Origin of the sequence: Paenibacillus sp. 1182 (genome assembly GCF_017833915.1) — a bacterium.
Taxonomy (GTDB): domain Bacteria; phylum Bacillota; class Bacilli; order Paenibacillales; family Paenibacillaceae; genus Paenibacillus; species Paenibacillus polymyxa_D.
In genome coordinates, this window is the sequence record NZ_JAFICR010000004.1 from 348,832 (window position 1) to 372,872 (window position 24,041).

The following is a 24,041-nucleotide window of genomic DNA, read 5'->3' on the forward strand; positions in this document are numbered from 1 at the left end:
GTTTATTATTAAAAAATATTTGACAAAATTCCTTCAGATAAATTCAGAGTTAACTTCGTCGATCTGTTCTAATGACCACCAAAACGTACCCCAGTGGTCATCTAACTTGTCCATTGCTTCATCCGAAACAAGGCAATTTTGAAATTCCTTTGTACTGTCGTTATAGGCTCCTACAATGACACCCAAACTTTCGAGAAGCTCCTTCTCCTCGATATTCGCGATAATACATCCTTTCAACATAAACAGATCCTCCTTGAAATTTGTTTTTAGCAAACACCTTACTTTTAAAATCATTTATTTTATGTTTTTATGTGTGTATTGATAATCAAAGAAAGAACTTCTGCTAAAAAGAAGAAGTTCTTTGTCCATTAGGTGTTGGGGAATTCAGTCTGAATGGGGATCTGGATGGTAAGGTCTAAATTAAAAATAGGAAAGATCCTGTCGGTCAGTTTTGAGTTTTTGTTTTGGCATGCTCTGAGGCTTCTTGTTCTTTGCTTGCTTGAATAACAGCCGCAGTCGGAATAAGGATGCGATCTTCCAAGCTTTCAATATGATATTTATCATCTCCGGGGTTTTTCACCAGCAAGTTGTAGACTACCGTAATCTGGCTCCCGTAAGTCCCAGATTCCAATAGTGTATTTTCCGTAAGTCTTTTCGTTAGCATCTGACCATTTCCATAATCACCCTGATAAAACATCCAACCATCAATGATATCCTTTGAAAATCCTTCGATCGCAAAAATGTTCGCATAAGAGTATTTTTCATTAATGAAAAAGCCGTCTTGTGATGTGCCATGATAAGAATTGTCCATCGTATCCTGTGTTAATCCATTGAGCTGAGGATCGGTAGACTTAATAGAGACATCTGCATGAACATGTTCGACTAAAATTTCTGAACCTGTGTTCTTTTTCTTGACTCCAACGGAAATGTTGATCGATTTCGAGTCGGTAATTCTCCAATTCTCCAATTTATATCCGCCCAAGTCGTATGAAGTCGTAATCGTGTTTCCATTGAGTTCATGAGTGAAGGTCATTTTGTCACCAGAAAGTTTTTTCATAACGGGAACCGTTACATCTACAGGAACAACTTCAGGAGTACACCCAGATAAAGCGAAAGTTAAAAGCGATAAAGTGATACATATGATTAGTGATTTCAATTTTGAACACATGACTCTCACTCCTAATTCATTTTTTGTTATAGTCATTTTATTATATTTATTGACTATAAGCAATTGGTTTATAGAGTGTAAAAATATTCGTTATGTAAACCTTGGGCGAATCATTCATATGATTCGAATATTTATGACATAATCTTCAAATCTGCCTCTGAGCAATTATGGTAAAATAGCTCTATGTTTGCTATGTAAATAGCAAGATATGAATATGATAAATGGATACAAAATAAAAAGGATTTAGAACTTCTAAAAATTTGAGGAGGATCGTAATGTATTATTTTGGCTGGTTAGTTATTGGATTTTTTGCGATCGTGGGCTTAGCAAGCATAAGTCATTGGGCAAACCCTGTCTGGTATGCAAATAATCTGATTAACATTCGTAAAACATCGTATAGCCTATTCATTTTGATGTACGGAGGCATGATACTGGCAGGTCATATTCATTTAAAAGACTGGGGGACGGCTGTTCAGTTTGCGAGTATTGCCATTTTTATTGACTTAGCGGTATTAGAGACTCCAAGTATATTGAAAATTGGCAATGCGGAATTTAAGAAGAATGACATAGAGATCGAAAAGACCATAAAGGATAACCAAAAAACCATTCTACAAAGCTTTCATAAAACGGAGCAATTCACGGATGTTGTTCAGTTTACGAGCAATCATTTTGAAGAATTGGATACGGACGACTTCGTTGAGTGGGATCCGTATATGATGCAGTTGAAAGATTATCTAAGGCTGTATACAGATACTTTTCATTTTAAATTATCCATTACACAGTTTACTTACAAGGAAGATATTGAGGTTCGCAAGCAGAATATTAAAGGATCACTCGTCCAAATTGAGCGATTTCATTGCATCAACATAACGGATAAAGAAAAGGTAGATTTAGCTGATACCTTGGCAAACGCGAATGTATCTGTCATCAAAGAACAAGAAATTGTTGGTGTTCCTTTCTTTGGAAATCGGTTTAGTTATATTGTAACCCTTCAAGGAAACGCACAAGAATCGGTGATCAATGCTATTGATGCGTATCACATTGTTAATTTATTGACAGTCTTCGAATGGTTTGCCGAGTCATAATGTGGTATAATTATGTATATTGAGGTGATAACTATGGTAATGAAATTAAAAACGAGCGTTCGAAATCATATTAGGCAACAAACAATTAAGGATCGCCCCAAAACTACAGTTCATTCTCATATGGGTTTAAAACAGTTAATCCAAGATAATCAACAGGCTTTAAAAATCTTGAAGAATCGATAAATTTTCATGATGTGAAGTCTAACTTTACTTCCTCTCGACTAAGATAGTAAAAAGCGAGAAGGAAGGTGAAGATCATCAAGAAAAAGCTTACTCCTAAAATCAAAACAAATCTTAAGCCTAAGACCAAAGTCATGGATTGGGGCATCAGCGATTTGATGAATCAGAACAAGAAAGCATTAGACTTATTAAATAAGCGAAAATAAAGAAGAGCCTACTTTAGATAAAGTAGGCTCTTCTTGCGTACGTCTGCTCGACATTTAAAACGGCAAGTCATCATCTGAGATCTCGATCGGCTTACCGTCTTCAGGGAATGGATCTTGATTTTGTCGCGAACTGGAATTGTTATTGTTGTTTGAGTAACTTGAATTACTTGAATTACTCGATCCTTGGGCTGAATTTCCTCCCTCTGAATTCCGCTTGCCTTCCAAAAAGCGTACATTATCAGCAACAATTTCAGTCACGTATACACGTTTTCCCTCATTGTTCTCATAATTACGTACCTGTACACGTCCTTCTACAGCAACGAGGTTGCCTTTATGAGTGTAGTTTGCCACAGTTTCTGCCAATTGTCTCCATGTGACAATGGGCAAGAAATCTGCTTCCCGTTCGCCGCCTTGACTTGTAAACGGACGGTCTACCGCCAGGGTAAACTGGGTAACAGCCACACCTGATGGTGTATAGCGCAGCTCTGGCTCTTTGGTCAAACGACCGATTAAGATTACTCGATTTAACATTTAAAATTCCTCCCTAATATGTGTTGGATAAACTCCTTGATTATCTATTGATGTCTTCTTATATGCTATTCAAATCCTTGTTATAAAAAAAATAAAAAATATATTTGCTCTATATCGTTTGAATACTAACTGCTATATGTAGAATCCCTCTTTTCAGGGCTTAAATTACGCATGCCTGCTTCTTATACACTGTCCCTGATCCACTCAGCCATATCAAAATACACACGTACAATCGTGAGCTATAAAAAAGAACGGTTAAAGCAAAAAAGAAGAGATTCCTCCTCTTATACTCAATGAGGTTCTCTTCTTTAAATCTAAAATCGGTAAATATTTGACGAGTTTCTATCGTAACCAGTATTTTTATCGTCGTATTTACAGCTATTAATTGGGTATTAGCGTTAATTAAACAATTATAACCCTTGTAAAATAGTAAAAGGACGCCCCAACCGACCAAAGTTTGGCAATCCTTTTACCGTCCTATTATGGTTCATCTATCACAAGTACATACAAAATATCGGATTATACATTGCTTAAAAAAAGTTAAAGACACGCTAATGTTGATGATTCACTCATTATAATATCATATCCATTTTACGAAATCAAGAGTAATCAAAGTACCGTACATGATAAACTAAATATACATATTAGTATGGCATATATATTTACGTATGCTTCGGAATGTTGCTATAAGGGCGAGAATCCACCGCTGGGAAAACGATGGATTCTCAAGAAAATGATTTGAAATAGGATTTGTGGATGCGGCTGGAACCGCATTGTTACCTCAAGACAAGACGGCGGGAACCGTGCTTGGTCCTTTTTTGTAAGTTATAGTTTGCAATAGTTAATGATTTAATTATTGTTTTATCATATCCATGTTACGAAATCAAAAAACAATAAAAACTTTGTAACATGGAGGGCGTTCATTATCACACCTATAACGAAAATAGACCTCCCCTCTGCTAAGGTTTACGGTCTATCTCGTTAATCCCAAAGCCACTGCCGACCGCTCTTATAGCGGTTAATCGTGCAAGGGATCGGCGGCGACCGTTCCCTTTTTCTATTCTTATGTTAGCATATCCATTTTATGAGATCAAGAACTCCTACACTTGGAACTCCAGTGGTTTTGATATTGTGAAAAGATTTGCACCAATGTTTGAAAAGGATATAATAAGGAGCAAGGAAGGGGATTTCTCCCCAACCCTGCTGGTGTCTCAAGCCTTCTTACGGTGCATCGTAAGGGGCTTTTTATTTTCAAACACCCAGGGATCCGATTGCACTTGTAGCGGCAAACTTAACTAATAACAAAGGTATTCTTCATGAATTGTTGAGACGAATTCAACTTTCGGAATACATATACCTATATATAGTGAAAAAACTTTCGAAAGTTGCACAAAACACGCAAATTTGAATTTGAAGTTCACTATAAGCCTTCGCTATAAACATTAGTAAATTCCAAAATTCAAGGTCAAACCGCAAAAAAAAGACTGTCCGCAGACGGGATAGCCTTTTACGATTATATCGTATTGAAATGAACTTTTATATTTTTAGATTTTATAATTCACAAGCAACGCCATCCCCATCACGATCCAGCTTTTTACTATATCCTGGTTCACCACGATGTAAAGGCGCTAAACCTGCCTTTTTTACAGCGGAACAGTTCGTATAAGACACGTTGTCTGTAGCCTTAGCCTTTTGTGTATCATGCTTTGACGAGTTGTTTGGAACCGAAGATTTCGAAGATTCAGAAGGCACCTTAGGTGTTTGTTCCTTTGTAAGGAGCAGCTCTTTTCCACCAGGTACAACAAACATGACCCGAGTACCGTCTTTATAGTCATGCAGTTTATTTCCAACCCAGGATCCAGCTCCACGGTTATCTGAAGGTGTAATATATTCTATATTCGCTCCTTCACCTCCTTCTGCACACATCGCCATCGGCCATTCATCTCGATCAAACCCCTTCTTTGTCGGAACACCTGCTAACGACTTCTCCCTATTGGCTGCTGCGCCGTGACGATCGATCGTGCATACAGACGATTTTCCATTACGGATTGCATTCTGGATATGTTGTGCCGTTTCAGGATATTTGTTTGTTGGGAACTCAACAAGCACATCATAATCGGAATTATGCGTACTCGCTTTCGTAGGTTGTACGGCAGAGGTACTCGTGGTTTTCTGAGTATCTTCCTGAAATTTTTCTTGAGTGCTTATAGCTGTATTTGAGCAACCCACACTTAGAATAGCAATCATAAGAATGATTCCTACGAAAGAACCTATTTTAAAAATGGATCTTAACAATGAATACATCCTCCTAATACATATCTGCAATTTAAAGTGTTCAATCAAGGCATACCTTCTCCATTGCCAAGAATCTTATAATCAACATTTATTATTTGAAAAACTCTTTCAACGTTGACGGATCTTGAATTGTGTTTTACCTTCCCATATTTGTCATATTGTTATATATCTAAGTTCACTTTCTTTCCATACTCTTCGCCCCTAAATCGAATTTAATATAAGTTGAATCAAAGTTTTATCTATAATTAGCCATTAATTTTTAGGTATGCTATATGCTCGTTTATCGGCATAGGATTATAAACTTCCTTTGCGTTGGAGTTAGGATGGAATACTATTGACCCCGATTCTGTTTTCAGATGGTAACAGTCAACTAAACTGCCATTACTAAAATCTTTATACTTTACGGCATCGGCAGAAATTTCCGAAAGACTCCAAAACAATTTTTCTTCAATTGTTCCTATGGCATGAAATATCTGAATAAGCCCATAAGGTGTGTCAGGTATATCTTCCGTATGGACTAATTTAAGATTAGAGCGTTTCAGCCATTGATGATAGCCATTTTCAGTTTTAAATGCGGTGTAACCTATTACTGACCCCCATGCCTTAATTAAATACTTATAACCTCCATGTTGCTTACTGTCTGGACGTTCAACAACTGATATCGTAAAGTTTTCATATTTCATTTTCACTTCTCCTATTCTTAATGAAAGTAGGTATATTAAATTAATTTCCAATCACGTTTCCAGTTTTCGCATCCAGAAACATGTACGGTATCAATCTTCCCAAGTTTTCCGGTCAACATTTCCCTTTTGACAATAATTTAATCTCTTTTTTACTTCTTCTTTTGTTATATTCACTTTCTCCATTCCAATTAAAAGTAAACTTCCATTTAGTATTCTGTGTCGATCTTAGGAAGTGGAAACCCTGAGAATATCTTAGGTTAGGAATAAGAAAAAGCGCGTTTCTTTATCCGTGCTTGAAGCATTGATATAGCTCCACATCGATTTCTCCATATCCTTAAATTGCTCGTTTAACAGAGACGTCTCATAAATCTCCTGAAGTTCGGCTGCCGTTAAATAAACTAAATAGTGAAACCCTCCAAATCTTCCCGATGATTGAATAGATCGTGGGTTATAGAGATCTGGATTAACGAAATCAGGAACTTGAAGCTCTTTATGATGTGGATCAGGACAAATATTTTGTTCCAAGATATATTGAATAATAGCGTGGTAAGATTCACTTTCATTTGTCCCCACATATAAAGTATCAAATGATTGAACATTGCCAGTGTGTTGAACAAAAAATCTTAAAAAATACAATTGATCGTCTTCAAGAAATTTGTTTATCCAAAATCTGAAATGTTTGTGCTTTTTCAGATCTGTAGACTTATGCCAGGAATCAAATCCTTTATCTCGCAATAAACCAAATTGCGTTTGAATTTGTGAGATAACATCACGATAAGAATCTTTCCATTCCTCGCTTCCAGCTTCTTTATACGACAAGCTATTCCCGAATACCCAACTGAATTTATTCGTGTCATGAAAGTCGGACAGAGTAATCGCCTTAGATAAAAGTTTAAGAACATCGTCTTTGCTGACAAGTTTTAAAAGAAACACTTCTCGCATTTCTTCCTCACTTAAAGCGCTTCGGCATTGATGTGCTTTAAAATGAAAATCCAAGTTTTTGTACAAAATAGGATCATTCTCATAAGCCCAATTAAACACCTTCGTCAATATCATGTTGAGAGTGGTGCCCTCAAGATTTCCTTCGTTACGCTGTTCGACTGTTTTCATAAAAATTCCTCCTAATATAACTTACATTTTGATGTAAACTGATCTTTATTAACTCCATATTGTATCGCGTTATGGTTGTTCATATTCATAGCCTATTAACGCGAAAATCACAGCTTATCGTACTAATAATGTTTCTTTTAACAGTATTTTTTTGTTTTCATCGTGGTCCATTTCGACTGTTATGTTTTTGAACTTATATTCTCAAAAAGGCAATTTGTATGTAGACAACTGGACAATAGAGCAAAATCGATTAATCTTATAGTAAAGCTAAGTTAGTTCAATAAAAAAAGAGTCCATCATGATGGACTCCTTTTAAACCCTATTCAATTAAGCATATCCTTTAATCGTACCATGCTCTCGCCATATCTTGTTAAATGAATTATACCGATAAATGGTTCCACTAAGCCCAAGCTCGCACCAAACATCAACAATGAAAAACCCCATTGGAAATCGAACTTCTAATTGAGTTGAAATATCCTGAAGAGTTAAATACGGCACGTCTTGATGTCTTTTTAAAGTAAATTCATGATTTGGAACGATACAGACAAGATGATCTTCTCTATCCAGTATCACTCTTGTATCCACCATTTCAATAAATGTTTCATTTAAATCATTATTCATGCTTTTTCCACCTTTTATCAAGTTCTAATATGGTAGGGGTAATACAATATGTTATATCACGTATTTAATAGGCGAAGTTTCAAATGAAATAATCCGTGCTAAGATCATTAACAAAATCAACTAAACCTCCTTCGACCAGGATCGCATTCATATCTTCTTTGTTCCGATAGAAATCCTCAAATAGGTCTTCTACCTGATCTCGTATATCCACTCCTCCACTGATCGTGTACCCACTGATAAGCTCACTTCCTCGTAAATTCGCATCCCGCATTGCTTCGGTTTCATCTGTGAAGACTTCTCCGTACCCAGATTCACCGTCTGTAGTTGTCCAAGCGTTTAAGATAATAATCTCATGATCCACAAAATCACTTCTTTCATCATTGTTTAAGAACTTTGTTTTCTCGACCCTGATTGAGATGTATGACTTGTTTCCAGAAGAAACAGTCACACTCAACAGCTACAAATTACCGAATCAATCGACTCCACACTATTTGAATAATCTTTTAATTATATGCTTTGTTCTTATAATCGAAAGAAGCCAATTCAAAGAATTGACCTCTTGAGGAAGAAAACTATTAATTAAAAAGCATGTTTATTCTATTAGTCATTTGATTATTCCTATTTGTTCTTACCATGAGTGTATAATTTTCTTGCTTAGTTCAATTGATATACCATAAGCTAAAGACAAAGCCCAAGCCTCTTTTTCACCTTTGAGAATTTGATGTTGCAGCTTCTCGAATTCATGAAATTGAGGACTATCAATTATATCACCTTGCCATGAAGCCACCAGAATCTCAGCAAATGTTAATGCTAACGGCTCTGAGTTCAATTCTTTTACTAAATCGAGTTGTTTTACGACTGTTTTGCAATCAACAACCCCTATTTGTACTCCTATTACTACATCTTCAAAAGGGATCTCTAACAGTACATTTAGTTTTTCTACAGCCTTTCCTGTCGCAAAATATTGTCCTCGATATAGTGCTACTAAATCACCAAGATTCTTTTCTTGTGCCTTAATCATTTGATCATTCAGTTCAATGCGTTCGTTCTCTAAATTATGAATAATTCCCTCGATATCATCACGTGCGATCATATGATAGTTTTTCATCTATTTGCTCCTTATCTTCACGATTCTTGTTGACTCCAATGACAGTCACTTACAAACCTCCTGCGTATCTGTACAGTTGCATGTGCCCGTTGTAAACAGGTATGTTATGAGCTACTACATTTTGTTCATCATCCCAAAGGCTTCTAAATATTAACTGCTCAAAATCAAAATAGCTTACTTCGTTACCTTGGTCATCCCAAATTTTATGTTCACACTTGTATCCTTTGCCGCACAAAAAAGATTCAAAAGCCAATGGATTTTCATAATGATCACAATTGGAAACACCCTGACTGGAATTGAAATACGCTACCCTTCCAAAACAAAAACGTTTCCCTTTTTGGTACAAGCCAAGAAAGTCACGACCTATATTGTTCGTGAAGTAAAAGCGTACTACATCTCCAGGCAGCTTATAACTTGAGTTGTGCGATAAGACCCGATCCATAATGCGGATTTTTTGAGCTTCGCGGATTTGATCTTTTTGAGCTTGCTTGAGGTTACGTCTTAACCGCTCCTTAACCCTCTGTTCCTCATTGAGACTTGCCAAGTAACACGTGTCTGAACAAAATCCAGCACCGTAGGGCATAGATGCTCCACAATTACAGTAATCCAAACCGTCATAACTATCCCAATTTCCCATATCAATTTCTCCTTATACCTGGCTTCGTTTTGAGCCTGCGGCGTTAAGTTAGATTACTTTTAAAAATGCATATGACATGCATTCAAACATGTAATCTTCTTACTCAACCTTCTCGATGTATAATCAAAATCTAAGTTTCCTTTTTAGAACAAAGTTAACTGTTCTTCTCTTGTTCTCTTTTTTCCATTCACACTTTTAGCTTGATTTGAAGATATTACTTGAACCGTTTTTCTCTTCAGGTCTCCAGGTATCCAATGAAGTGAATGGTTCTTTTCACATATGGGACACTTGTAGATAACGTGGGGTACACGTGAAAGAGCAAGTTCAATACGATCCTTGATAATCATCCCTGCCTCTTGCGAACACAAACCACATATTTTTTCCAAGGGAATTCCACCTTTCGCTTTGACCACATATGCATGCCAATGAACTCAAATCGATTATTCTATCATCCTTTTTCATTGAAACTATCGTATTATATACTTTGTAACGCAATTATAAAGCGCCTAATTTTTACCACAAATCACTCTATTTATTTTATCACTCTATAAAGACAATAGGCAATGTAAAAAAAAAAGAGACTGAAAAAGAGTTGGAAGCAACATCACCAACTCTTTTCTATACATCCTTATGAAAAAATCTTTTATTCACTGATAATTTCTTTAATGCGCTGCATCTGATCGAGAGTTAATTTACCCTCAAAATGATATGTGCTACTAAAATAGGAGGCAAGTTCGGCTTCCAATTTATCTCTTTCTTTTTCGTCTATAAGATCCTCTAAGGTTTCGTATAAATAGTAATCTTGTGCATATTCAGTTTTTTGTTTTAATCGGTTGGTAAGATCAAACTGATATTCACTGTATCCTATTTTAACTGTCACATATTTTCTCCCCAGCTTTGTTACTACACCTTCGATATATTCCTTTTTATTATCCCTGCTTCGGTTAACGCCTAATGTTAAGTAGACCTTTTGTTCTTTTTTAAATTGGTATTGCTTCATCTTTGATTCTCTCCTTTTTAAGTTGATATTTCTATCATCCTATTTTAAATACTAATTATGTATTATATGTTTACAATGCATTCCTAAAGCGTATATTTACTACTAAGTATTCATTTCGTTTTAAAAATTCTTCGTAGTGACAATGAGAGATTTAAAGACAAAAAAGTTGGTGTATACCACTAACATTACTTAGATTTCTTGGAATTTTTTCATATAAAAATAGAAAAAATTCTTCTTCAACTTAATCATCTCTCTAACTCTTCAATTGTTTTTTGACTTTGGAGTCTAACTTTAAAAATTCTAATGTTTGTTTAATATCTATGTTTTTTAGCGTTTTTTTCTTTCTGATTATTGCCATACGTTCTACCTCCTTTCATTAAGATTAGAAAAGTGGTAATATATATCTATCCACAAAGTCTTCATTTCTTTCTCTTATCTCTGATCAGTTCTCTTCACTTTAGTTTTTCTTATTTATCCTGAATACACCTCCTATACTATCCTACTCCTTAAAACTTCAACTCCCCAATCCTTAAACTCTGAACAAGTTAATTATCGATTATTACTTTTAGGAGGCTTACAGGTGACTGCTTTTATTATGTGTTTGTTAGTTGTTGTTATATTCCTTGGCATTCTGACTGACAGGTTAGAAACCAAAGCCCAAAATTGTAAGGATGAATTCTCCAAAGTATTGCTGAAATACATCCCGGCATCTGCTTTAATTCTTTCTTTGTTAGCATTAGCGATAACGATAGAGTATGTGCATTTGTCTTCGCTGCCGATCTTATATGCTTTTATATCGATCATTCTTCAATTGCTCACTTTCTTTGTGATGTGGATTATTCATAATGTTAAGAATTCCTATGCATAAAAAAGACCTGGTGAGTGCTCACCAGGTCTTTTCTATTAGTTAATCTTTATGGATATATTCCGTTTTAGAATGCACCTTTAATTTGCTATATGAAACGGATCAATAAAGAGAACCTTATAGATATTCCAAATACCGTACAAAAGAGAAACAGAAGACAAAACAGCCATTGCAAAAACGACACTCCATGAAAAACCACTTAATGACACATTATTTAAAATAACACACATTACGATTAAAACACTCAGCGTAATCCAAGCAGTCGACATTTTAATCATAAAATTAATCCAATTAATTTTATTAAGTCCCATCAATTCTCGGCCTCCCCTAAAATTCACCTTTTTTATTTCGGTAATAATTTATTATAAACAATAAGTATCTGCAAATCTATAACGATAACAACGAGGAAAATTGAATAACCCCACGCTAAATAAGGGAGGTTCTATCAGGCCCACCATGGGGCATGAGTTTTAAATACATCTGATAAATGATTGGGGTGATGAACGAGGTTCGAACTCGCATCGCTGGATTCACAGTCCAGCACTCTATCCATTGAGCTACCACCACCATAAGGTTAAGCATGATCAAATCTTTACTTCATTAGAAGCCGGCATGAGAAAAAGAATTCCTAACTCGGCTCACTACATATTCATCTTGTTTTCTCTTATAGTTTGATGACTTCCATCTATTATATATAGAAAGTTACTTTCTATTCGAATCAAAGGAGGTCTTGTCATGCCCATGGCTACAAAACACAATGAAACTCGATTGTGGGATGTATCAGACGATGGACTACAAACGTATCTGCAATTAGAGTATAAGCCATTACCCTATCCTACCGAGCCTGAATTATTTCATAAAGAGTCTCAAACGGATACAAGTTTCAATACATGGCTTCGCTATTGGGTTTAAAAAAGCATTTCGCCGAAAAGCCGCATTCTTTGCTGGCTTTTTTATTTTATGGCAGAGGAATCCACTCTTCATTGCGACCTCCATTTTAATGTTCGATAATAGTTACTTAACTCCCGAAATCAAACATCCATCGATTCTGAATGTTAATTAAAGAAAACATAATGTGAAGTGTACTTTACATTCGGTTAAGTTTAGTGTACATTAAAACAAGAGGAGGGAATGACATGCATTATTTTGGTGAAGTTAGCAATCAGGTCTATATATTGAGAGCTGAACGAAGGTGGTCGCAAAGCGAATTAGCCGAAAAGCTTGGAGTCACAAGACAAACCATAGCAGCCATTGAAAACAATAAGTTTATCCCGTCTTTAGAACTTGCATTTGCAATAGCTCATGTGTTTGAACGAGAACTCCAAGAGGTTTTTCAATTCCAGCCATCAGATAATGAGGAGGATGAATAACATGTTAACAGCGATACTTTCGTTCATAATATTCGGTATAGTTCTAATAAATAGTATGTTTCAATTACGTGAAGGTAGGGATGAAAGAGGAAGGAGCATTATGTTTAACCCCTTAAATTTGTCTTTTGCGCTTCTGTTAGTAGGATATGCTGCTATTAATATTGTTGATACGCTCTTCCATCTCAGTTTTTCCACCTACAAGGATGGGGTTAGTATTCTTTTTGCTGGTGTATTAATTTTTTACATTGTGTTTCTTTTCATTGAAAGAAAGAGATTATCCTAAAGTAATTAATATTTCTTTAGAGATGTGAAGAGAGTCTAATATTGAATAGACTCTCCTCCTTTATAAGCAGTGATCCAACTAAAAGAGCATTGCCAGGTAAAGTAGAAATCGAACCCTCGCAAACAAGCCTTGATACGTTGTTTTACATACTACCCTATATAGGTTAGAGGATAACACCTCTAACAAGATAACTTAAATATCCGTTCCTTTTCTGTGATGCTTGTGGAGATCACGCATTTGAATGACTTGCTTTTCATTTGCTTTGCTGTACGTATCTTGTACAACCCATGCCCTTCCGGTTTCCTTTACGACGATGGATTGACCAATCTTCGCAAATTTCTCGGGCAACCATCTCACATCCACTAAACCATGACTCATTAAATTACATTGTACATACATCATATATATCACCTCTTATTTTTATTTGAGGTGTAGGGTTATGGTGACACCTCTGCACCATGCGTGTTCATCGATGAAGTCCAAAGGATATCACCCCTTTCATTCTGTATATGGCGGAAGTAGAGGGACTTGAACCCCCACAGCGGATCGCACCGCCTTAAACGCTTTTCAAGAGCGTCCCCTTACCATTCGGACATACTTCCAAAGTTGGTGGAGAGTAAGGGATTTGAACCCTTGGAGCTGTTACACCCTCCAGTTTTCGAAACTGGTACATTAAGCCTCTCTGTCAACTCTCCAATTGGTCTGAACTGTTGGATTCGAACCAACGACCCAGCGTCTTAGACACGTACTCTCCCAAACTGAGTTAAGTCCAGATATTTGTGGCGGATCGTGTAGGATTCGAACCTACGGGGCTTTTACACCCGTGACCTTTCCAAGATGATGCATTAAGCCTCTCTGCCAACGATCCATAAAAAATGGCGGAGTCAACAGGACACGAACCTGCATAGGGTTTTAACCCTTCGCGGTCTTAGCAAGACCGTGCTTTAGCCATTCAGCCATGACTCCATATACGTTTGTGGGATGTAGGAATTGAACCTACCCGTCATCATGATTAAAGGGAATCAAACCCTACTCAGAGTGCGACTCTGGCACACCAGTTGCATATCCCACATATGGTGGTGCTGTTAAATGGATTTGAACCATTGACCTCCCGTTTATCAGACGAGCGCTCTAACCAACTGAGCTATAACAGCAAATAAATCTATCCTACAAAGCGACTTTAAGGAAGTCTTTGAAACACCTTATCAACCTGTATAATAAGCTTGAGGTGAAAAAATGTTTCATGATCGTTTAAAATACAAACGAATGCCATTTATCCATTACCATACAAGATTTTGCGAACCAATTAGATATTTCAATCGAAGAATACCAAGACATTGAATCAGGGAACATATCTCCTAACATGAACTTGATCATCAGAATTTCAGACGTTCTGAACGTATCGACCGATTATCTTTTGAAAGGTGTAGAGTTAGATGATACGACAGAAACCCCTTACTCCAGAATGCTTAAATCAGCTATTAAACGTTCAGGCATGAGTTTAACGGAGATAGAAGTTGCACTTAGAAAACTGGATGTAAAAACAAATCGTTCCTATCTCAGCAAACTTCAAAACGGAAATATAGAACCTGCTGGAGACAAGATCAATATCGCTATTTCAAGTGTTCTTCACATAGATCCCATTGAGTTTCGGACTCTTGCTTACTTAGAAAAAATCCCCACCGAGATTATTGAGCAAATCAAAAAGTCATAGTAGACACTTTAATGAGAAAAAGGTCTTTCCTCGTTTGCGTTTTCCATAATGCATCTTGCTTGTTCGTCTTCTCTTTTCATGCTATAATCACTTTGGTTGTGGTGGAAGTTGTTTATTTATAAACAATGTTCCCCCTATGCCGTTGAGGATTGGGAAACCCTCAACGGCTCTTATTTTTTTATGGATAATAGACTGAAAGTTAGCTGACTTTAAAAGCTTGAGATGCCATATGGTGAGCTTCCTTGTTGCTGTTTCTTGGGATCCATGTAATGGTGTAATTCTCAATTTGATTTAAGCAATCCAAGATGGCATAAGACAATTTACGCAGTTCAGGAATTCCACTAATGATTTGCTGATTCACCATCATGACAAGGTTCAAACAGTCCGCATAGAAATCAACCTTTGAAATATTATGATCAATCAAATATCTGCAAGCTGTATACATAGCCAAAAACTCAGCATAGTTTGAGTCCGAAAATCCAATTCTCTCGGATATCGCCCCTACAACTTGTTCCCCATCTTTGATAACTGCACCGATCGATGAGGGGTAGACTTTTCGTAGTCCCCTTTCACTCCCTACATCCTCCACAATCGCTTTATAGCGCGAGGAAGCATCAGTATAAACTTTGAATGTAGTCACCTCTCTCACCCACCTTAAACATAGATTTTATATTCATTCGCGATAGTAGGGCTTGAACCTTCGAAAGTCAGACTTATGAAATCTTACGCACATTTGTTATCGCTATATTGGCGTCCTCGAAGGGATTCGAACCCCTGACACTGGAGGTAGAAGCTCCATGCTCTATCCAACTGAGCTACGAGGACATACCCGTTTCAGTAGCTTGGAAGGCTACGGCACAACCCATATACCAAGACCGCATCATGGTACTCGCTAAGGGACTCGAACCCATGACCTTTCGGGTGTAAACCGAACGCTCTCTACAACTGAGCTAAGCGAGCAAAATAACCAATAAACTTGACTATAGTCAATATTAAAATTATGATATTAATATAAACTTTCTCTTTTTAAATAAGGAGCGGGTAACATGATAAAATTTTTTTAAGTTATTCCTTTTGAAGTGTATATCATGCTTATTTTGGTCTATGGATTTTTCCACGCATCATTTATAAGAACATAATACAGTTGAAGAGGACGTGCAACGTATCCTTAATCATCAATTAGCAAACTATAAAATCATTCAAAAAAGTGATACAAATGATCGATTGTTTAGCTATATTGTTCGTTCAAGAAACAATGTAAAGAAAGTCAATTTTAAAGAAGTCAACACGTTTTGGAGCAATAGTGCTGAACTTGTTACGATTTCAACTATAGTTGAATAGTCCTTCTTTATTTTTTAATTTTAGCTTCTTGATGTCTTAAAGATGGTGCTGGCTGAGGGAATTGAACCCCCGACATCCTGCTTACAAGGCAGGCGTTCTTCCTCTGAACTAAGCCAGCATATCAATGAATATTCTTATTGGTATTAATTTTGTACAAAAGACTAACCGTTGTTTATACAAAAACTATATATTCGGAGGCTGTATATCATGACCATACAAAGATATAGCGTTGCAATTGTCGGAGTTCCCATTAGCTATGAAAAGTATCTTGAGTTATACAATAAACCTGATCTTAAATTTGACGTATTACACCCATGTGATGCGATCTATGCCATCGTAGGAAAAACCATAGCTAATGAAGAATGTCCACCTCATGGAGATCTTTCAAACATTAAAAGCCTTTCGAATGAAGACCTTAAAAAGAAATTTATACAGGTTAAAGAAATTTTGCTTGAAGAATTGGACATCGATGAAGAGCCAAGATTATATTCCTTTATGCAATTTAATTAGATTGACGCCTGGTGAAGTACGCCAGGCATTTTTCTTTTTTTTCTTTGAAAGTCTGCTGGTATAGCTCATTATCATACCCACATACAAAAAGGTTGATATATTATCCTTCACGTAATAGCATATAAATATATTAAATTGAAACTTGGTGAACATATGATCGAATACGAAAAAGCTAAATTGATGCTCGAACGGTGGCTTAAATATGATGCTTTCCATTCTTTCCCGAAAGGAGTTCCCGATTATCCAACAAATACAGCGTTCATAAAAGCAATCAATGAAGAGTTATCCAAAGAGATGGATCGCATTGTTTTAAACACGCTGGATGCGAAGCAAAGTCGCATTCATGGAAGAGCGATTCTCTTAAACGTTTTAAGACGGTATACTCACGGAACTACATACACGGCAGAACAAATTCTATCCATTATGATTGATAATTAAGTTGATATGACAAACTGCTTTCAAGCGAGCAACCTAAAAGCTTAAATATAAATAACTGGTGCTGGCTGAGGGATTCGAACCCCCGACATCCTGCTTACAAGGCAGGCGTTCTTCCTCTGAACTAAGCCAGCATATGGTGCGGGTAACAGGACTTGAACCTGTACGCTTTCGCAGTGGGTCTTAAATCCACCGTGTCTGCCATTCCAGCATACCCGCATAAATTTGAAAAAATAGTATTTGTTCGTCATTAAGTTTTAATATTTTGGAGACTACCTCCAATAATCTTCCTTGCTGTAGGAGAGATCCCTATGCATAAAAATGCTGGTTGTGGAATTTACGCGATTATCAATAAAAAACTAAATCTCGTCTATGTTGGTCAGACTATGGTTTCTTTTTCTGTTCGATGGGCTGAACATGTAGACAAAATCCCTAACTTTTTCTACGATCCTCATAGAAGCAAGTTGTACCTTGATAAAAACACAAAATACATCGTTTTAAAGCAATTGGACTCTTCCATGTCAAAAAATGATTTCTTAAAGTATGAACATGAGGCGCACAAATTCTATAAATCGAAAGGATGGCATGTCGTATCCACGTCTTTTTTTTAAGACGATATGCGTCAATCTGATTTTTCTTCTTTCACTACGAAACGGTTTAAATGTGAAGTTCATCGTATGGTTTCTTTTTTAAGATTAGATGAAACAAGAAATGGGTCATATATCTATCACAATCTGTATAAACAAGTAAACCATCACTTTTCAACCGATGTATTTGAAAGAGGTACAAAAAGTATTTTGAATACATTAACTACTGAAGAATTAGAATTTGTCATTTTGGAATTACTCCCTCGCTATCGCGAAAAGAAACTCTCACAATATCGTTTAGAATATGATAAAGTGCCTCAAAATTTAGAGTTTGATTTTTAACTTTAACTAAATTTGAAGTCATGCTCTACGCTTACTTTCAACCTATCATAACGATACGATAAGCACTGATTCGATCTGGAATAAGATTGGTGACGTGGACGAGACTCGAACTCGCAAATCCTGCATTGAAAGTGCAGTGTGTTATTCCCTTTCACCACCACGCCTCATTAAGTTGAATTTATTACCTCTCGTACCTCATCGCTCTCTCGCACGAAATCACTTCCTTTCATAAAATAATTATGGTGGGAGCAGAAGGACTTGAACCTCCAAGATGCTTTCGCATGCCTGGGTTACAACCAGGGACGCTACCCATTACGTTCTATACTCCCATACGATTTTGGAGCCGCTAAGAGGACTTGAACCCCCAACCTCTCGCTTACGAAGCGATTGCTCTACCGATTAAGCTATAGCGGCATAGTTATGGTGGACAGAGGCGGGATTGAACCGCCGACACTCGGATTTTCAGTCCGATGCTCTACCTACTGAGCTACCTGTCCATTTTGGAGCGAGCCACGGGAATCGAACCCGTACCGTCTGCTTGGAAGGCAGACATTCTACCGTTAAACTACACCCGCATAAGATGCTCGCTACTGGATTCGAACCAGTGACCTTTTGCTTGTAAGGCAAACGCTCTTCACTACTGAGCTAAGCAAGCATAAGATGAATACCCTCGACAGGACTCGAACCTGCAACCTACCGCTTAAAAGGCGGTTATTCTAACCATTGAATTACAAGGGTGTAAGTAGACTTTGTTTACCGCATTTATCGGACTTCACCGTGAGCACTTCCTTTTCTGATTTCATTTGATTTTTGTTACAAGGTTCATATTTTGAATATTTTTTTGGTGGGGAAAGAGGGATTTGAACCCGCTCAGCCTTGCGACAGCAGATTTACAGTCTGCCCCGACTCTCCAACTTCGGCGTTTCCCCATATATTTTGACGGTTTCGACGAGACTTGAACTCGCAACCTTTCCGCTGACAACGGAGTGCTCTAACCAAATTGAGCTACAAAACCAGATCCAGTTCATTCACGTATTTGCTTAGAACATTTCTCAAGTAATCGACCTCACAATGCTCTACGCCAACTTTCAAACGGTCATATCGATACGATAGACATTGAGATTGATCGAGGTAAACTCTTTCCAAGGAAGGGCATTGCCGCCATACCATTTGTGCAAGGATATCTCCTGCTTCATCAGGATCCGTTAGTAAATACACGACATCACATTCTTCTAATGCTTTTCGAAGATCCATCTTTACTCGGTTATTCATTCGAGTTCCGTTTGTTACTACACAATAAGCACTTGGCATTGCTTGCTTCAAGTTCTTTTCATCGTTCAATCCTTCAACTACAAATCCCATATTTCATTACAATCAATCCCTTCTATGTTTTGATTGGCAGGGGAAGCAGGAATTGAACCCACGCCAGCGGGGTTGGAAGCCGCTGTTCTACCATTAAACTATTCCCCCATATTGGCTGACATGGTAGGGATCGAACCTACGATCTTCCGATTAACAGTCGGTTGCTGTACCTCTCAGCTACATGTCATCATGGTTTGGTGCTGTTAAATGGATTTGAACCACTGACCTCCCGCTCATCAGACGGGTACTCTAACCAACTGAGCTATAACAGCATATTTTTATAGATACCTGTAGAGGGACTTGAACCCCCACGCGTTACCGCACCCCGTTCTAAGCGGAGCGTGTCTGCCATTCCACCATACAGGCATATGGTCTGAACTGCTGGATTTGAACCAACGACCCCATGCATCCAAAGCATGTGCTCTACCAAACTGAGCTAAGTCCAGATAATTCGAAACTTTTTCATGGCACTCCCGCACAGAATTGAACTGTGTTCCTCTGGTTCAAAGCCAGATGCATTATCAATATGCTACGGGAGATCAATTAAAACTGAGTTACACTGTCGTCCATGCTGTCGCATATTATTCTCACCTCTTTCATTAGTTAATCTAAGTATCTTGGAGCGGATGAAGGGAATCGAACCCTCACGACTTGCTTGGAAGGCAAGCATTCTACCCTTAAACTACATCCGCATAAATTGGTGTCCCCGACAGGATTTGAACCTGTAACCCCGGAGTTAAAAGCTCCTTGCTCTACCGTTGAGCTACGAGGACTTACGTTTGTCTGATTTACAGCCCTTCACTTTTCCACCTTCTCTTCGCTTTATTGGTTTGTTTCTATGATCGATAGGGACTTGAACCCAAAACCTTCTGTTTACAATACCGCTGCTCTTCCCATTGAGCGAACTGAGTAGAATATGACGTGGACGAGGCTCGAACTCGCAAATCCCGCAGTGAAAGTGCGGTGTGTTATTCCAATTTCACCACCACGTCATGTTAATTACATGTTTCATCAAACTTTTCCTCGCCAAACTCTGTCATGAACTCCACCTTCCTTTCGTGATTTGTTTTGGTGGAACCGAGAGGACTTGAACCTCCAACCTTCGACTTGCAAAGCCGTTGCTCTACCACTTGCGCTACGATCCCATATTTGGTTGCGGGGAAGGGATTTGAACCCTTGATCTCTTGGTTATGAGCCAAGCGAGCTACCAGACTGCTCCACTCCGCAATATTTGGTACTGAATAGCGGACTCGAACCACTGACCTTCCCCTTATCAGAGGGATACTCTAACCAACTGAGCTAATTCAGTATATTTGGTGCATGTAGAGGGACTTGAACCCTCACGCCTTACGGCAACCGTTTTTGAAACGGTCATGTCTGCCATTCCAATCATACATGCATATTTGATCTGAACTGCTGGATTTGAACCAACGACCCCGTGCTACCACGGCACGTACTCTAACCAAGCTGAGCTAAGTCCAGTAAATGATGCGCCTTGAGAGATTCGAACTCCCGACAACTTGGATCGAAACCAAGCACTCTGTCCACTGAGCTAAAGACGCATAATAATTCTATTTGTTAAAATCGGCTCGGAGGGATTTGAACCCCCGACTCTTGGTACTTCAAACCAAAGCTCTACCTACTGAGCTACGAGCCGTTATGTTGTAGCTTCTGGCACTCCCCATACAAATGAGACGAATGCTACAGTAATTATGGGGCGGACGAAGGGAATCGAACTCTCACCACCAACCTGGCAAGCTGGTGTTCTACCTTTGAACTACATCCGCATATATGGCGACTCCGACAGGACTCGAACCTGCACTGACCAGATTGAAAGTCTGGTGACTTAACCAGTTTGTCAACGGAGCCACATGATATTTTTATCCATATCTTCTTCACCTATCTCATCGCCCTCTCGCATACAAAACACTTCCTTTCTTTGGCTGTAGCTTTTGTTAAAAAATATGTTAAAATTAATGATCTAAATGTTTAAAAGTTTTTGGCAGGGCAAGCAGGAATTGAACCCACACCAACGGGGTTGGAAGCCGTTGTTCTACCGTTAAACTATTGCCCCATATTGGCTGACGTGGTAGGGATCGAACCTACGACTTCCCGATTAACAGTCGGGTGCTACTACCTCTGAGCTACACATCAATATATGGTGGATCTTACAGGAGTCGAACCTGTGACCAAGCGGTTATGAGCCGCACGCTCTACCTACTGAGCTAAAGATCCATAATGGTGGGGGATGCAGGAATTGAACCTACGTTACAACATTCAAAGTGTTGTGTCTTACCACTAAACGAATCCCCTATGTTGATACTCCTTGCTGGATTCGAACCAGCGACCTCTCGCATATAAGACGTTTGCTCTAACCAGGCTGAGTTAAAGGAGCAAAATGTTGTGGTGGGCAAGGAGGGATTCGAACCCCCTGCGTTTCTTATGTGCCAGATTTACAGTCTGGTGCCACTCCGCCTTCGTGACCGCTTGCCCATATTGGCTGTCTCGGTAGGGATCGAACCTACGACCTTCTAATTAACAGTTAGTTGCTACTACCTCTGAGCTACGAGACAATATTTTTTTTGGAGCGGATGAAGGGAATCGAACCCTCACGACTTGCTTGGAAGGCAAGCGTTCTACCATTAAACTACAACCGCATATATAATGACACTGACGGGGCTCGAACCCGCACTGACCAGATTGAAAGTCTGGTGACTTAGCCAATTTGTCAACAGTGCCACATTACATTTCTAAAACGATCTCGTCACTCTCTTGCATATGATTAAATCCTTTCTGATTCATTTTTAGTTTAGATTGGCGGTTCCGACGAGTTTCGATCTCGCTACCTCTTGCGTGACAAGCAAGCACTCTCCCGATTGAGCTACGGAACAATATTTGGGGTGGTTGGTGGGAATCGAACCCGACACGTATTGCATTCACAGTGCAACATGTTAGCCATTTCATCACAACCACCATAATTGGAAGGGGATGCAGGAATCGAACCTACGTAATCACCTTCAAAGGGTGATGTCTTACCACTAAACGAATCCCCTATTTTTGTACTCCCTCCTGGATTCGAACCAGCGATATCACGCCTTATATGCGTGTGCTCACTCCTGTCTGAGCAATAAGGAGCATATTTGGCAGAGGCACAAGGATTTGAACCCTGATTGACGGGTTTGGAAGCCGCAGTCCTACCATTGGACGATACCTCTAAATTTGGTGAAGAGGGAGAGATTCGAACTCTCTGCGTATCTTACGTAATGGGGTTACAGCCCATCGCTACTCCGCCGTCGTAGCCGCCTCAACAAATGATTGGTAGGAATGGTAAGAATCGAACTTACGACATCTTGCTCCCAAGGCAAGCGTTCTTCCACTGAACTACATCCCTATAATGTGGTGCGGATAGAGGGACTTGAACCCTCAAGACCTTGCTTCTTAGGCAAGTATGTCTGCCAATTCCATCATAACCGCATATTAATGGTCGCCTGTACGGGACTCGAACCCGTTACGCCAGATTGAAAGTCTGGTGACTTAACCCATTGTCCAACAGGCGAAATTCATTTTCGTTTTTTCCTCACCAGGTTCCATACGAATCACCCCTTTCTTTATTGTTTATTGGAGGGCGAGAGTGGAATCGAACCACCGATCGAAGATTTGCAGTCAACAGCCTTAACCACTTGGCTACTCACCCATATATGGCGGATAGGAAGGGATTCGAACCCTCGCACGATTGTTTAGATCGCCTAATCCCTTAGCAGGGGATTCTCTTAACCACTTGAGTACCTATCCATTTTCTTGAAAAATCCTATAAAAAAAACACCCAATCTTTTCGATGGGTGTCTTATTTGCAGCCTTCTTTAGCTACAATGAAAATTCACTTATATAAGCCTTCTCTTCTTCTTGGGTTTACCCCTTTGAGAAGACTGGTATATAAATATATTTTCGATAAGACAACCCTTGTTTTCGGATAAAGCCCTCCCCAAAACGACATTTTTGATATGCTCAAATAAGACTGGCATTCCTCCCACCGACTAAAATCAAATTGATTTTGAGGTAAAATCCATGTTTGAATAAGCAGGCTTAATCTGCCCACGGACTGAATTTTGAATTGATGTAGTGTTGAATTTGCTATGCTCGCGTTATTCATACAGGTTTCACCTCCATTTATTTTTGATTTTGTTCGAAAGATTACAAGTTACATGAACGATTGGTTCTTAATTGGTATTAAAAATGGCTACAAAAAAGCACCCAGCAAGAAAATCTCGTAAGATTCCTTAGATCGGGTGCTTTTCGTAGCCATTTAGGATACGCCGAAAATATACGCCTATGTCATTGCACTCCGAAAAGTCGAAAAGAATTTTGGATGCAATAAAGATATGGATATACCTTCAATAAAACGACCCAATCTTTTAGAGTTATACCACCCTAAAAATTGTTCATATACATAAAAACTTCTTAGTTCAGGTTTACTATCATAGTTAGCTTCTGGTGTAAGCCATGTTGCATGTATCGGGCAAATGCCATTTATCGTTGATACTGACTGACTAAACTGCTCTTTCCCCATCATTGTGTTCAACATGTCTCTCCACCTCCGCTTTCAAATTT

Annotated in this window: 26 protein-coding genes, 54 tRNA genes and 1 pseudogene; 10 read left to right on the top strand and 71 right to left on the bottom strand. The window is 38.4% G+C overall.

Annotated features, from left to right (window positions below; genetic code table 11):
- Positions 1 to 33: 33 nt before the first annotated feature.
- Together JOD82_RS10285 and JOD82_RS10290 are read right to left on the bottom strand one after the other, a co-directional pair.
- Positions 34 to 240, bottom strand: a complete 207-nt coding sequence (locus tag JOD82_RS10285; RefSeq protein ID WP_209948799.1) for a hypothetical protein — start codon at positions 238 to 240, stop codon at positions 34 to 36.
- 205 nt (positions 241 to 445) lie between these two features.
- Positions 446 to 1,168: a hypothetical protein gene (locus JOD82_RS10290; RefSeq protein ID WP_209948801.1), complete on the bottom strand. Its 723-nt coding sequence runs from the start codon at positions 1,166 to 1,168 to the stop codon at positions 446 to 448.
- 275 nt (positions 1,169 to 1,443) lie between these two features.
- Here JOD82_RS10290 and JOD82_RS10295 point away from each other — a divergent pair, with 275 nt between their 5' ends.
- On the top strand, positions 1,444 to 2,253 hold the full coding sequence (locus JOD82_RS10295; RefSeq protein WP_209948803.1) for a type II toxin-antitoxin system SpoIISA family toxin: 810 nt from the start codon (positions 1,444 to 1,446) through the stop codon (positions 2,251 to 2,253).
- 440 nt (positions 2,254 to 2,693) lie between these two features.
- On the opposite strand, the gene ssb is transcribed toward JOD82_RS10295, so the two are convergent.
- The 10 genes and pseudogenes from ssb to JOD82_RS10340 form a co-directional block, all read right to left on the bottom strand.
- Positions 2,694 to 3,170, bottom strand: coding sequence for a single-stranded DNA-binding protein (gene ssb, locus JOD82_RS10300; RefSeq protein ID WP_209948805.1), 477 nt, complete (start codon positions 3,168 to 3,170; stop codon positions 2,694 to 2,696).
- Between the two features lie 1,551 nt (positions 3,171 to 4,721).
- Entirely contained in the window at positions 4,722 to 4,979 is a 258-nt protein-coding gene (locus JOD82_RS29105) for an excalibur calcium-binding domain-containing protein (RefSeq protein WP_245249018.1), read from the bottom strand.
- Positions 4,968 to 5,417: pseudogene (locus JOD82_RS29110) on the bottom strand (NucA/NucB deoxyribonuclease domain-containing protein); the annotation flags it as partial. The gene JOD82_RS29105 and the pseudogene JOD82_RS29110, both read right to left, overlap by 12 nt.
- Before the next feature lie 293 nt (positions 5,418 to 5,710).
- Positions 5,711 to 6,148, bottom strand: a complete 438-nt coding sequence (locus JOD82_RS10310) for a hypothetical protein (protein WP_209948807.1) — start codon at positions 6,146 to 6,148, stop codon at positions 5,711 to 5,713.
- A gap of 252 nt (positions 6,149 to 6,400) precedes the next feature.
- The gene (locus tag JOD82_RS10315) at positions 6,401 to 7,258 is read right to left on the bottom strand and encodes a hypothetical protein (protein WP_209948809.1); all 858 of its coding nucleotides are present in this window, start codon (positions 7,256 to 7,258) and stop codon (positions 6,401 to 6,403) included.
- A 327-nt stretch (positions 7,259 to 7,585) separates the two neighbouring features.
- Positions 7,586 to 7,879 carry a hypothetical protein gene (locus JOD82_RS10320; RefSeq protein ID WP_209948811.1) on the bottom strand — a complete coding sequence of 98 codons (294 nt, stop codon included), beginning with the start codon at positions 7,877 to 7,879 and terminating at the stop codon, positions 7,586 to 7,588.
- 79 nt (positions 7,880 to 7,958) lie between these two features.
- Positions 7,959 to 8,240, bottom strand: coding sequence for a hypothetical protein (locus JOD82_RS10325; protein WP_209948813.1), 282 nt, complete (start codon positions 8,238 to 8,240; stop codon positions 7,959 to 7,961).
- A 267-nt stretch (positions 8,241 to 8,507) separates the two neighbouring features.
- Entirely contained in the window at positions 8,508 to 8,987 is a 480-nt protein-coding gene (locus JOD82_RS10330; RefSeq protein ID WP_209948815.1) for a hypothetical protein, read from the bottom strand.
- 49 nt (positions 8,988 to 9,036) lie between these two features.
- Positions 9,037 to 9,624 (bottom strand): hypothetical protein, encoded by a 588-nt coding sequence (locus JOD82_RS29115; protein WP_245248979.1) that lies wholly within the window; start codon positions 9,622 to 9,624, stop codon positions 9,037 to 9,039.
- A gap of 643 nt (positions 9,625 to 10,267) precedes the next feature.
- Positions 10,268 to 10,624 (bottom strand): beta barrel domain-containing protein, encoded by a 357-nt coding sequence (locus tag JOD82_RS10340; RefSeq protein WP_209948816.1) that lies wholly within the window; start codon positions 10,622 to 10,624, stop codon positions 10,268 to 10,270.
- A gap of 580 nt (positions 10,625 to 11,204) precedes the next feature.
- Between JOD82_RS10340 and JOD82_RS10345 the strand changes: the two genes are divergently transcribed.
- The gene (locus JOD82_RS10345; RefSeq protein WP_209948818.1) at positions 11,205 to 11,492 is read left to right on the top strand and encodes a hypothetical protein; all 288 of its coding nucleotides are present in this window, start codon (positions 11,205 to 11,207) and stop codon (positions 11,490 to 11,492) included.
- A 77-nt stretch (positions 11,493 to 11,569) separates the two neighbouring features.
- On the opposite strand, the gene JOD82_RS10350 is transcribed toward JOD82_RS10345, so the two are convergent.
- Together JOD82_RS10350 and JOD82_RS10355 are read right to left on the bottom strand one after the other, a co-directional pair.
- Positions 11,570 to 11,800: a hypothetical protein gene (locus tag JOD82_RS10350; protein ID WP_209948820.1), complete on the bottom strand. Its 231-nt coding sequence runs from the start codon at positions 11,798 to 11,800 to the stop codon at positions 11,570 to 11,572.
- A 181-nt stretch (positions 11,801 to 11,981) separates the two neighbouring features.
- Positions 11,982 to 12,056 (bottom strand) — tRNA-His (locus tag JOD82_RS10355).
- Between the two features lie 168 nt (positions 12,057 to 12,224).
- Here JOD82_RS10355 and JOD82_RS10360 point away from each other — a divergent pair.
- From JOD82_RS10360 to JOD82_RS10370, 3 genes are all read left to right on the top strand, one after another.
- The gene (locus JOD82_RS10360; protein WP_209948822.1) at positions 12,225 to 12,401 is read left to right on the top strand and encodes a hypothetical protein; all 177 of its coding nucleotides are present in this window, start codon (positions 12,225 to 12,227) and stop codon (positions 12,399 to 12,401) included.
- Between the two features lie 224 nt (positions 12,402 to 12,625).
- Positions 12,626 to 12,859, top strand: coding sequence for a helix-turn-helix transcriptional regulator (locus JOD82_RS10365; protein ID WP_209948824.1), 234 nt, complete (start codon positions 12,626 to 12,628; stop codon positions 12,857 to 12,859).
- Position 12,860: 1 nt separating this feature from the next.
- The gene (locus tag JOD82_RS10370; RefSeq protein ID WP_209948826.1) at positions 12,861 to 13,142 is read left to right on the top strand and encodes a hypothetical protein; all 282 of its coding nucleotides are present in this window, start codon (positions 12,861 to 12,863) and stop codon (positions 13,140 to 13,142) included.
- 192 nt (positions 13,143 to 13,334) lie between these two features.
- Here the strand turns inward: JOD82_RS10370 and JOD82_RS10375 are convergent, their stop codons facing one another.
- The 7 genes from JOD82_RS10375 to JOD82_RS10405 form a co-directional block, all read right to left on the bottom strand.
- Positions 13,335 to 13,544 carry a hypothetical protein gene (locus tag JOD82_RS10375; RefSeq protein WP_209948828.1) on the bottom strand — a complete coding sequence of 70 codons (210 nt, stop codon included), beginning with the start codon at positions 13,542 to 13,544 and terminating at the stop codon, positions 13,335 to 13,337.
- Between the two features lie 108 nt (positions 13,545 to 13,652).
- Positions 13,653 to 13,744, bottom strand: a tRNA-Ser gene (locus JOD82_RS10380).
- A gap of 5 nt (positions 13,745 to 13,749) precedes the next feature.
- Positions 13,750 to 13,837 (bottom strand) — tRNA-Ser (locus JOD82_RS10385).
- Between the two features lie 3 nt (positions 13,838 to 13,840).
- Positions 13,841 to 13,915 (bottom strand) — tRNA-Leu (locus JOD82_RS10390).
- Between the two features lie 7 nt (positions 13,916 to 13,922).
- Positions 13,923 to 14,010, bottom strand: a tRNA-Ser gene (locus JOD82_RS10395).
- An 8-nt stretch (positions 14,011 to 14,018) separates the two neighbouring features.
- Positions 14,019 to 14,108, bottom strand: a tRNA-Ser gene (locus JOD82_RS10400).
- 111 nt (positions 14,109 to 14,219) lie between these two features.
- Positions 14,220 to 14,296 (bottom strand) — tRNA-Ile (locus JOD82_RS10405).
- A 164-nt stretch (positions 14,297 to 14,460) separates the two neighbouring features.
- Between JOD82_RS10405 and JOD82_RS29120 the strand changes: the two genes are divergently transcribed.
- Positions 14,461 to 14,856: a helix-turn-helix transcriptional regulator gene (locus tag JOD82_RS29120; protein ID WP_312887689.1), complete on the top strand. Its 396-nt coding sequence runs from the start codon at positions 14,461 to 14,463 to the stop codon at positions 14,854 to 14,856.
- 199 nt (positions 14,857 to 15,055) lie between these two features.
- Here JOD82_RS29120 and JOD82_RS10420 read toward each other — a convergent pair whose 3' ends face one another.
- From JOD82_RS10420 to JOD82_RS10435, 4 genes are all read right to left on the bottom strand, one after another.
- Complete coding sequence (locus JOD82_RS10420) at positions 15,056 to 15,496, bottom strand: reverse transcriptase-like protein (RefSeq protein WP_209948830.1); 441 nt, start codon at positions 15,494 to 15,496, stop codon at positions 15,056 to 15,058.
- A gap of 108 nt (positions 15,497 to 15,604) precedes the next feature.
- A tRNA-Arg gene (locus JOD82_RS10425) sits at positions 15,605 to 15,681 on the bottom strand.
- A gap of 58 nt (positions 15,682 to 15,739) precedes the next feature.
- A tRNA-Val gene (locus JOD82_RS10430) sits at positions 15,740 to 15,816 on the bottom strand.
- 424 nt (positions 15,817 to 16,240) lie between these two features.
- A tRNA-Thr gene (locus tag JOD82_RS10435) sits at positions 16,241 to 16,315 on the bottom strand.
- Positions 16,316 to 16,404: 89 nt separating this feature from the next.
- Between JOD82_RS10435 and JOD82_RS10440 the strand changes: the two genes are divergently transcribed.
- Both JOD82_RS10440 and JOD82_RS10445 read left to right on the top strand, forming a co-directional pair.
- A complete protein-coding gene (locus JOD82_RS10440; protein ID WP_209948832.1) occupies positions 16,405 to 16,707 on the top strand; it encodes a hypothetical protein in 303 nt (100 codons plus the stop codon).
- Between the two features lie 153 nt (positions 16,708 to 16,860).
- Complete coding sequence (locus JOD82_RS10445; RefSeq protein ID WP_209948834.1) at positions 16,861 to 17,145, top strand: hypothetical protein; 285 nt, start codon at positions 16,861 to 16,863, stop codon at positions 17,143 to 17,145.
- Positions 17,146 to 17,201: 56 nt separating this feature from the next.
- On the opposite strand, the gene JOD82_RS10450 is transcribed toward JOD82_RS10445, so the two are convergent.
- Both JOD82_RS10450 and JOD82_RS10455 read right to left on the bottom strand, forming a co-directional pair.
- Positions 17,202 to 17,276, bottom strand: a tRNA-Thr gene (locus JOD82_RS10450).
- 3 nt (positions 17,277 to 17,279) lie between these two features.
- Positions 17,280 to 17,361: transfer RNA gene (locus JOD82_RS10455), tRNA-Leu, on the bottom strand.
- Between the two features lie 92 nt (positions 17,362 to 17,453).
- Between JOD82_RS10455 and JOD82_RS29760 the strand changes: the two genes are divergently transcribed.
- Both JOD82_RS29760 and JOD82_RS10465 read left to right on the top strand, forming a co-directional pair.
- Positions 17,454 to 17,753 carry a GIY-YIG nuclease family protein gene (locus JOD82_RS29760; protein WP_209948836.1) on the top strand — a complete coding sequence of 100 codons (300 nt, stop codon included), beginning with the start codon at positions 17,454 to 17,456 and terminating at the stop codon, positions 17,751 to 17,753.
- 66 nt (positions 17,754 to 17,819) lie between these two features.
- A complete protein-coding gene (locus tag JOD82_RS10465; protein WP_209948838.1) occupies positions 17,820 to 18,071 on the top strand; it encodes a hypothetical protein in 252 nt (83 codons plus the stop codon).
- Positions 18,072 to 18,158: 87 nt separating this feature from the next.
- Here JOD82_RS10465 and JOD82_RS10470 read toward each other — a convergent pair.
- The 44 genes from JOD82_RS10470 to JOD82_RS10685 form a co-directional block, all read right to left on the bottom strand.
- Positions 18,159 to 18,235 (bottom strand) — tRNA-Glu (locus JOD82_RS10470).
- 76 nt (positions 18,236 to 18,311) lie between these two features.
- A tRNA-Tyr gene (locus JOD82_RS10475) sits at positions 18,312 to 18,400 on the bottom strand.
- A gap of 9 nt (positions 18,401 to 18,409) precedes the next feature.
- Positions 18,410 to 18,485: transfer RNA gene (locus JOD82_RS10480), tRNA-Thr, on the bottom strand.
- A gap of 7 nt (positions 18,486 to 18,492) precedes the next feature.
- Positions 18,493 to 18,568, bottom strand: a tRNA-Phe gene (locus JOD82_RS10485).
- Between the two features lie 4 nt (positions 18,569 to 18,572).
- Positions 18,573 to 18,646 (bottom strand) — tRNA-Gly (locus tag JOD82_RS10490).
- Between the two features lie 6 nt (positions 18,647 to 18,652).
- A tRNA-Val gene (locus JOD82_RS10495) sits at positions 18,653 to 18,726 on the bottom strand.
- 10 nt (positions 18,727 to 18,736) lie between these two features.
- Positions 18,737 to 18,809, bottom strand: a tRNA-Lys gene (locus JOD82_RS10500).
- A 104-nt stretch (positions 18,810 to 18,913) separates the two neighbouring features.
- Positions 18,914 to 19,000 (bottom strand) — tRNA-Tyr (locus JOD82_RS10505).
- Between the two features lie 11 nt (positions 19,001 to 19,011).
- A tRNA-Asp gene (locus JOD82_RS10510) sits at positions 19,012 to 19,086 on the bottom strand.
- Positions 19,077 to 19,433 carry a toprim domain-containing protein gene (locus JOD82_RS10515; protein ID WP_209948840.1) on the bottom strand — a complete coding sequence of 119 codons (357 nt, stop codon included), beginning with the start codon at positions 19,431 to 19,433 and terminating at the stop codon, positions 19,077 to 19,079. The genes JOD82_RS10510 and JOD82_RS10515 overlap by 10 nt, the downstream gene beginning before the upstream one ends.
- Positions 19,434 to 19,467: 34 nt before the next feature.
- Positions 19,468 to 19,541: transfer RNA gene (locus JOD82_RS10520), tRNA-Trp, on the bottom strand.
- 4 nt (positions 19,542 to 19,545) lie between these two features.
- Positions 19,546 to 19,620 (bottom strand) — tRNA-Asn (locus JOD82_RS10525).
- An 8-nt stretch (positions 19,621 to 19,628) separates the two neighbouring features.
- Positions 19,629 to 19,705, bottom strand: a tRNA-Ile gene (locus JOD82_RS10530).
- A 13-nt stretch (positions 19,706 to 19,718) separates the two neighbouring features.
- Positions 19,719 to 19,799: transfer RNA gene (locus JOD82_RS10535), tRNA-Leu, on the bottom strand.
- A 3-nt stretch (positions 19,800 to 19,802) separates the two neighbouring features.
- Positions 19,803 to 19,879, bottom strand: a tRNA-Pro gene (locus JOD82_RS10540).
- 172 nt (positions 19,880 to 20,051) lie between these two features.
- A tRNA-Gly gene (locus tag JOD82_RS10545) sits at positions 20,052 to 20,125 on the bottom strand.
- Between the two features lie 6 nt (positions 20,126 to 20,131).
- Positions 20,132 to 20,206 (bottom strand) — tRNA-Lys (locus tag JOD82_RS10550).
- A gap of 144 nt (positions 20,207 to 20,350) precedes the next feature.
- Positions 20,351 to 20,425, bottom strand: a tRNA-Glu gene (locus tag JOD82_RS10555).
- A 77-nt stretch (positions 20,426 to 20,502) separates the two neighbouring features.
- Positions 20,503 to 20,578, bottom strand: a tRNA-Ala gene (locus JOD82_RS10560).
- A gap of 5 nt (positions 20,579 to 20,583) precedes the next feature.
- Positions 20,584 to 20,660: transfer RNA gene (locus tag JOD82_RS10565), tRNA-Met, on the bottom strand.
- Positions 20,661 to 20,665: 5 nt separating this feature from the next.
- Positions 20,666 to 20,742, bottom strand: a tRNA-Ile gene (locus JOD82_RS10570).
- A 5-nt stretch (positions 20,743 to 20,747) separates the two neighbouring features.
- Positions 20,748 to 20,832 (bottom strand) — tRNA-Leu (locus JOD82_RS10575).
- An 8-nt stretch (positions 20,833 to 20,840) separates the two neighbouring features.
- Positions 20,841 to 20,915, bottom strand: a tRNA-Pro gene (locus tag JOD82_RS10580).
- A gap of 7 nt (positions 20,916 to 20,922) precedes the next feature.
- Positions 20,923 to 20,995, bottom strand: a tRNA-Arg gene (locus tag JOD82_RS10585).
- A 22-nt stretch (positions 20,996 to 21,017) separates the two neighbouring features.
- Positions 21,018 to 21,090 (bottom strand) — tRNA-Phe (locus JOD82_RS10590).
- Between the two features lie 56 nt (positions 21,091 to 21,146).
- Positions 21,147 to 21,220: transfer RNA gene (locus tag JOD82_RS10595), tRNA-Gly, on the bottom strand.
- Positions 21,221 to 21,225: 5 nt separating this feature from the next.
- Positions 21,226 to 21,302: transfer RNA gene (locus tag JOD82_RS10600), tRNA-Glu, on the bottom strand.
- A gap of 131 nt (positions 21,303 to 21,433) precedes the next feature.
- Positions 21,434 to 21,507, bottom strand: a tRNA-Trp gene (locus tag JOD82_RS10605).
- Between the two features lie 4 nt (positions 21,508 to 21,511).
- A tRNA-Asn gene (locus tag JOD82_RS10610) sits at positions 21,512 to 21,587 on the bottom strand.
- Positions 21,588 to 21,592: 5 nt separating this feature from the next.
- Positions 21,593 to 21,668: transfer RNA gene (locus JOD82_RS10615), tRNA-Ile, on the bottom strand.
- Between the two features lie 85 nt (positions 21,669 to 21,753).
- Positions 21,754 to 21,828: transfer RNA gene (locus JOD82_RS10620), tRNA-Ile, on the bottom strand.
- Positions 21,829 to 21,837: 9 nt separating this feature from the next.
- Positions 21,838 to 21,926 (bottom strand) — tRNA-Tyr (locus tag JOD82_RS10625).
- Positions 21,927 to 21,930: 4 nt separating this feature from the next.
- A tRNA-Asn gene (locus JOD82_RS10630) sits at positions 21,931 to 22,006 on the bottom strand.
- Between the two features lie 10 nt (positions 22,007 to 22,016).
- Positions 22,017 to 22,090: transfer RNA gene (locus JOD82_RS10635), tRNA-Gly, on the bottom strand.
- Between the two features lie 8 nt (positions 22,091 to 22,098).
- Positions 22,099 to 22,172, bottom strand: a tRNA-Glu gene (locus tag JOD82_RS10640).
- A 157-nt stretch (positions 22,173 to 22,329) separates the two neighbouring features.
- Positions 22,330 to 22,406 (bottom strand) — tRNA-His (locus JOD82_RS10645).
- A gap of 6 nt (positions 22,407 to 22,412) precedes the next feature.
- A tRNA-Gln gene (locus JOD82_RS10650) sits at positions 22,413 to 22,486 on the bottom strand.
- An 88-nt stretch (positions 22,487 to 22,574) separates the two neighbouring features.
- Positions 22,575 to 22,648, bottom strand: a tRNA-Trp gene (locus JOD82_RS10655).
- A 101-nt stretch (positions 22,649 to 22,749) separates the two neighbouring features.
- Positions 22,750 to 22,824, bottom strand: a tRNA-Pro gene (locus JOD82_RS10660).
- Positions 22,825 to 22,830: 6 nt separating this feature from the next.
- Positions 22,831 to 22,907: transfer RNA gene (locus JOD82_RS10665), tRNA-Leu, on the bottom strand.
- Between the two features lie 7 nt (positions 22,908 to 22,914).
- A tRNA-Glu gene (locus tag JOD82_RS10670) sits at positions 22,915 to 22,989 on the bottom strand.
- A gap of 63 nt (positions 22,990 to 23,052) precedes the next feature.
- Positions 23,053 to 23,127: transfer RNA gene (locus tag JOD82_RS10675), tRNA-Cys, on the bottom strand.
- 5 nt (positions 23,128 to 23,132) lie between these two features.
- A tRNA-Ser gene (locus tag JOD82_RS10680) sits at positions 23,133 to 23,225 on the bottom strand.
- 535 nt (positions 23,226 to 23,760) lie between these two features.
- On the bottom strand, positions 23,761 to 24,015 hold the full coding sequence (locus JOD82_RS10685) for a hypothetical protein (protein WP_209948842.1): 255 nt from the start codon (positions 24,013 to 24,015) through the stop codon (positions 23,761 to 23,763).
- Positions 24,016 to 24,041 lie beyond the last annotated feature (26 nt).

Coding starts and splice junctions, on each gene's coding strand:
- JOD82_RS10285 (WP_209948799.1), bottom strand. CDS start 240: ATGTTGAAAGGATGTATTATCGCGAATATCGAGGAGAAGGAGCTTCTC.
- JOD82_RS10290 (WP_209948801.1), bottom strand. CDS start 1,168: ATGTGTTCAAAATTGAAATCACTAATCATATGTATCACTTTATCGCTT.
- JOD82_RS10295 (WP_209948803.1), top strand. CDS start 1,444: ATGTATTATTTTGGCTGGTTAGTTATTGGATTTTTTGCGATCGTGGGC.
- ssb (WP_209948805.1), bottom strand. CDS start 3,170: ATGTTAAATCGAGTAATCTTAATCGGTCGTTTGACCAAAGAGCCAGAG.
- JOD82_RS29105 (WP_245249018.1), bottom strand. CDS start 4,979: ATGTTTGTTGTACCTGGTGGAAAAGAGCTGCTCCTTACAAAGGAACAA.
- JOD82_RS10310 (WP_209948807.1), bottom strand. CDS start 6,148: ATGAAATATGAAAACTTTACGATATCAGTTGTTGAACGTCCAGACAGT.
- JOD82_RS10315 (WP_209948809.1), bottom strand. CDS start 7,258: ATGAAAACAGTCGAACAGCGTAACGAAGGAAATCTTGAGGGCACCACT.
- JOD82_RS10320 (WP_209948811.1), bottom strand. CDS start 7,879: ATGAATAATGATTTAAATGAAACATTTATTGAAATGGTGGATACAAGA.
- JOD82_RS10330 (WP_209948815.1), bottom strand. CDS start 8,987: ATGAAAAACTATCATATGATCGCACGTGATGATATCGAGGGAATTATT.
- JOD82_RS29115 (WP_245248979.1), bottom strand. CDS start 9,624: ATGGGAAATTGGGATAGTTATGACGGTTTGGATTACTGTAATTGTGGA.
- JOD82_RS10340 (WP_209948816.1), bottom strand. CDS start 10,624: ATGAAGCAATACCAATTTAAAAAAGAACAAAAGGTCTACTTAACATTA.
- JOD82_RS10350 (WP_209948820.1), bottom strand. CDS start 11,800: ATGGGACTTAATAAAATTAATTGGATTAATTTTATGATTAAAATGTCG.
- JOD82_RS10360 (WP_209948822.1), top strand. CDS start 12,225: ATGCCCATGGCTACAAAACACAATGAAACTCGATTGTGGGATGTATCA.
- JOD82_RS10365 (WP_209948824.1), top strand. CDS start 12,626: ATGCATTATTTTGGTGAAGTTAGCAATCAGGTCTATATATTGAGAGCT.
- JOD82_RS10370 (WP_209948826.1), top strand. CDS start 12,861: ATGTTAACAGCGATACTTTCGTTCATAATATTCGGTATAGTTCTAATA.
- JOD82_RS10375 (WP_209948828.1), bottom strand. CDS start 13,544: ATGATGTATGTACAATGTAATTTAATGAGTCATGGTTTAGTGGATGTG.
- JOD82_RS10440 (WP_209948832.1), top strand. CDS start 16,405: ATGACCATACAAAGATATAGCGTTGCAATTGTCGGAGTTCCCATTAGC.
- JOD82_RS10445 (WP_209948834.1), top strand. CDS start 16,861: ATGATCGAATACGAAAAAGCTAAATTGATGCTCGAACGGTGGCTTAAA.
- JOD82_RS29760 (WP_209948836.1), top strand. CDS start 17,454: ATGCATAAAAATGCTGGTTGTGGAATTTACGCGATTATCAATAAAAAA.
- JOD82_RS10465 (WP_209948838.1), top strand. CDS start 17,820: ATGGTTTCTTTTTTAAGATTAGATGAAACAAGAAATGGGTCATATATC.
- JOD82_RS10515 (WP_209948840.1), bottom strand. CDS start 19,433: ATGGGATTTGTAGTTGAAGGATTGAACGATGAAAAGAACTTGAAGCAA.
- JOD82_RS10685 (WP_209948842.1), bottom strand. CDS start 24,015: ATGTTGAACACAATGATGGGGAAAGAGCAGTTTAGTCAGTCAGTATCA.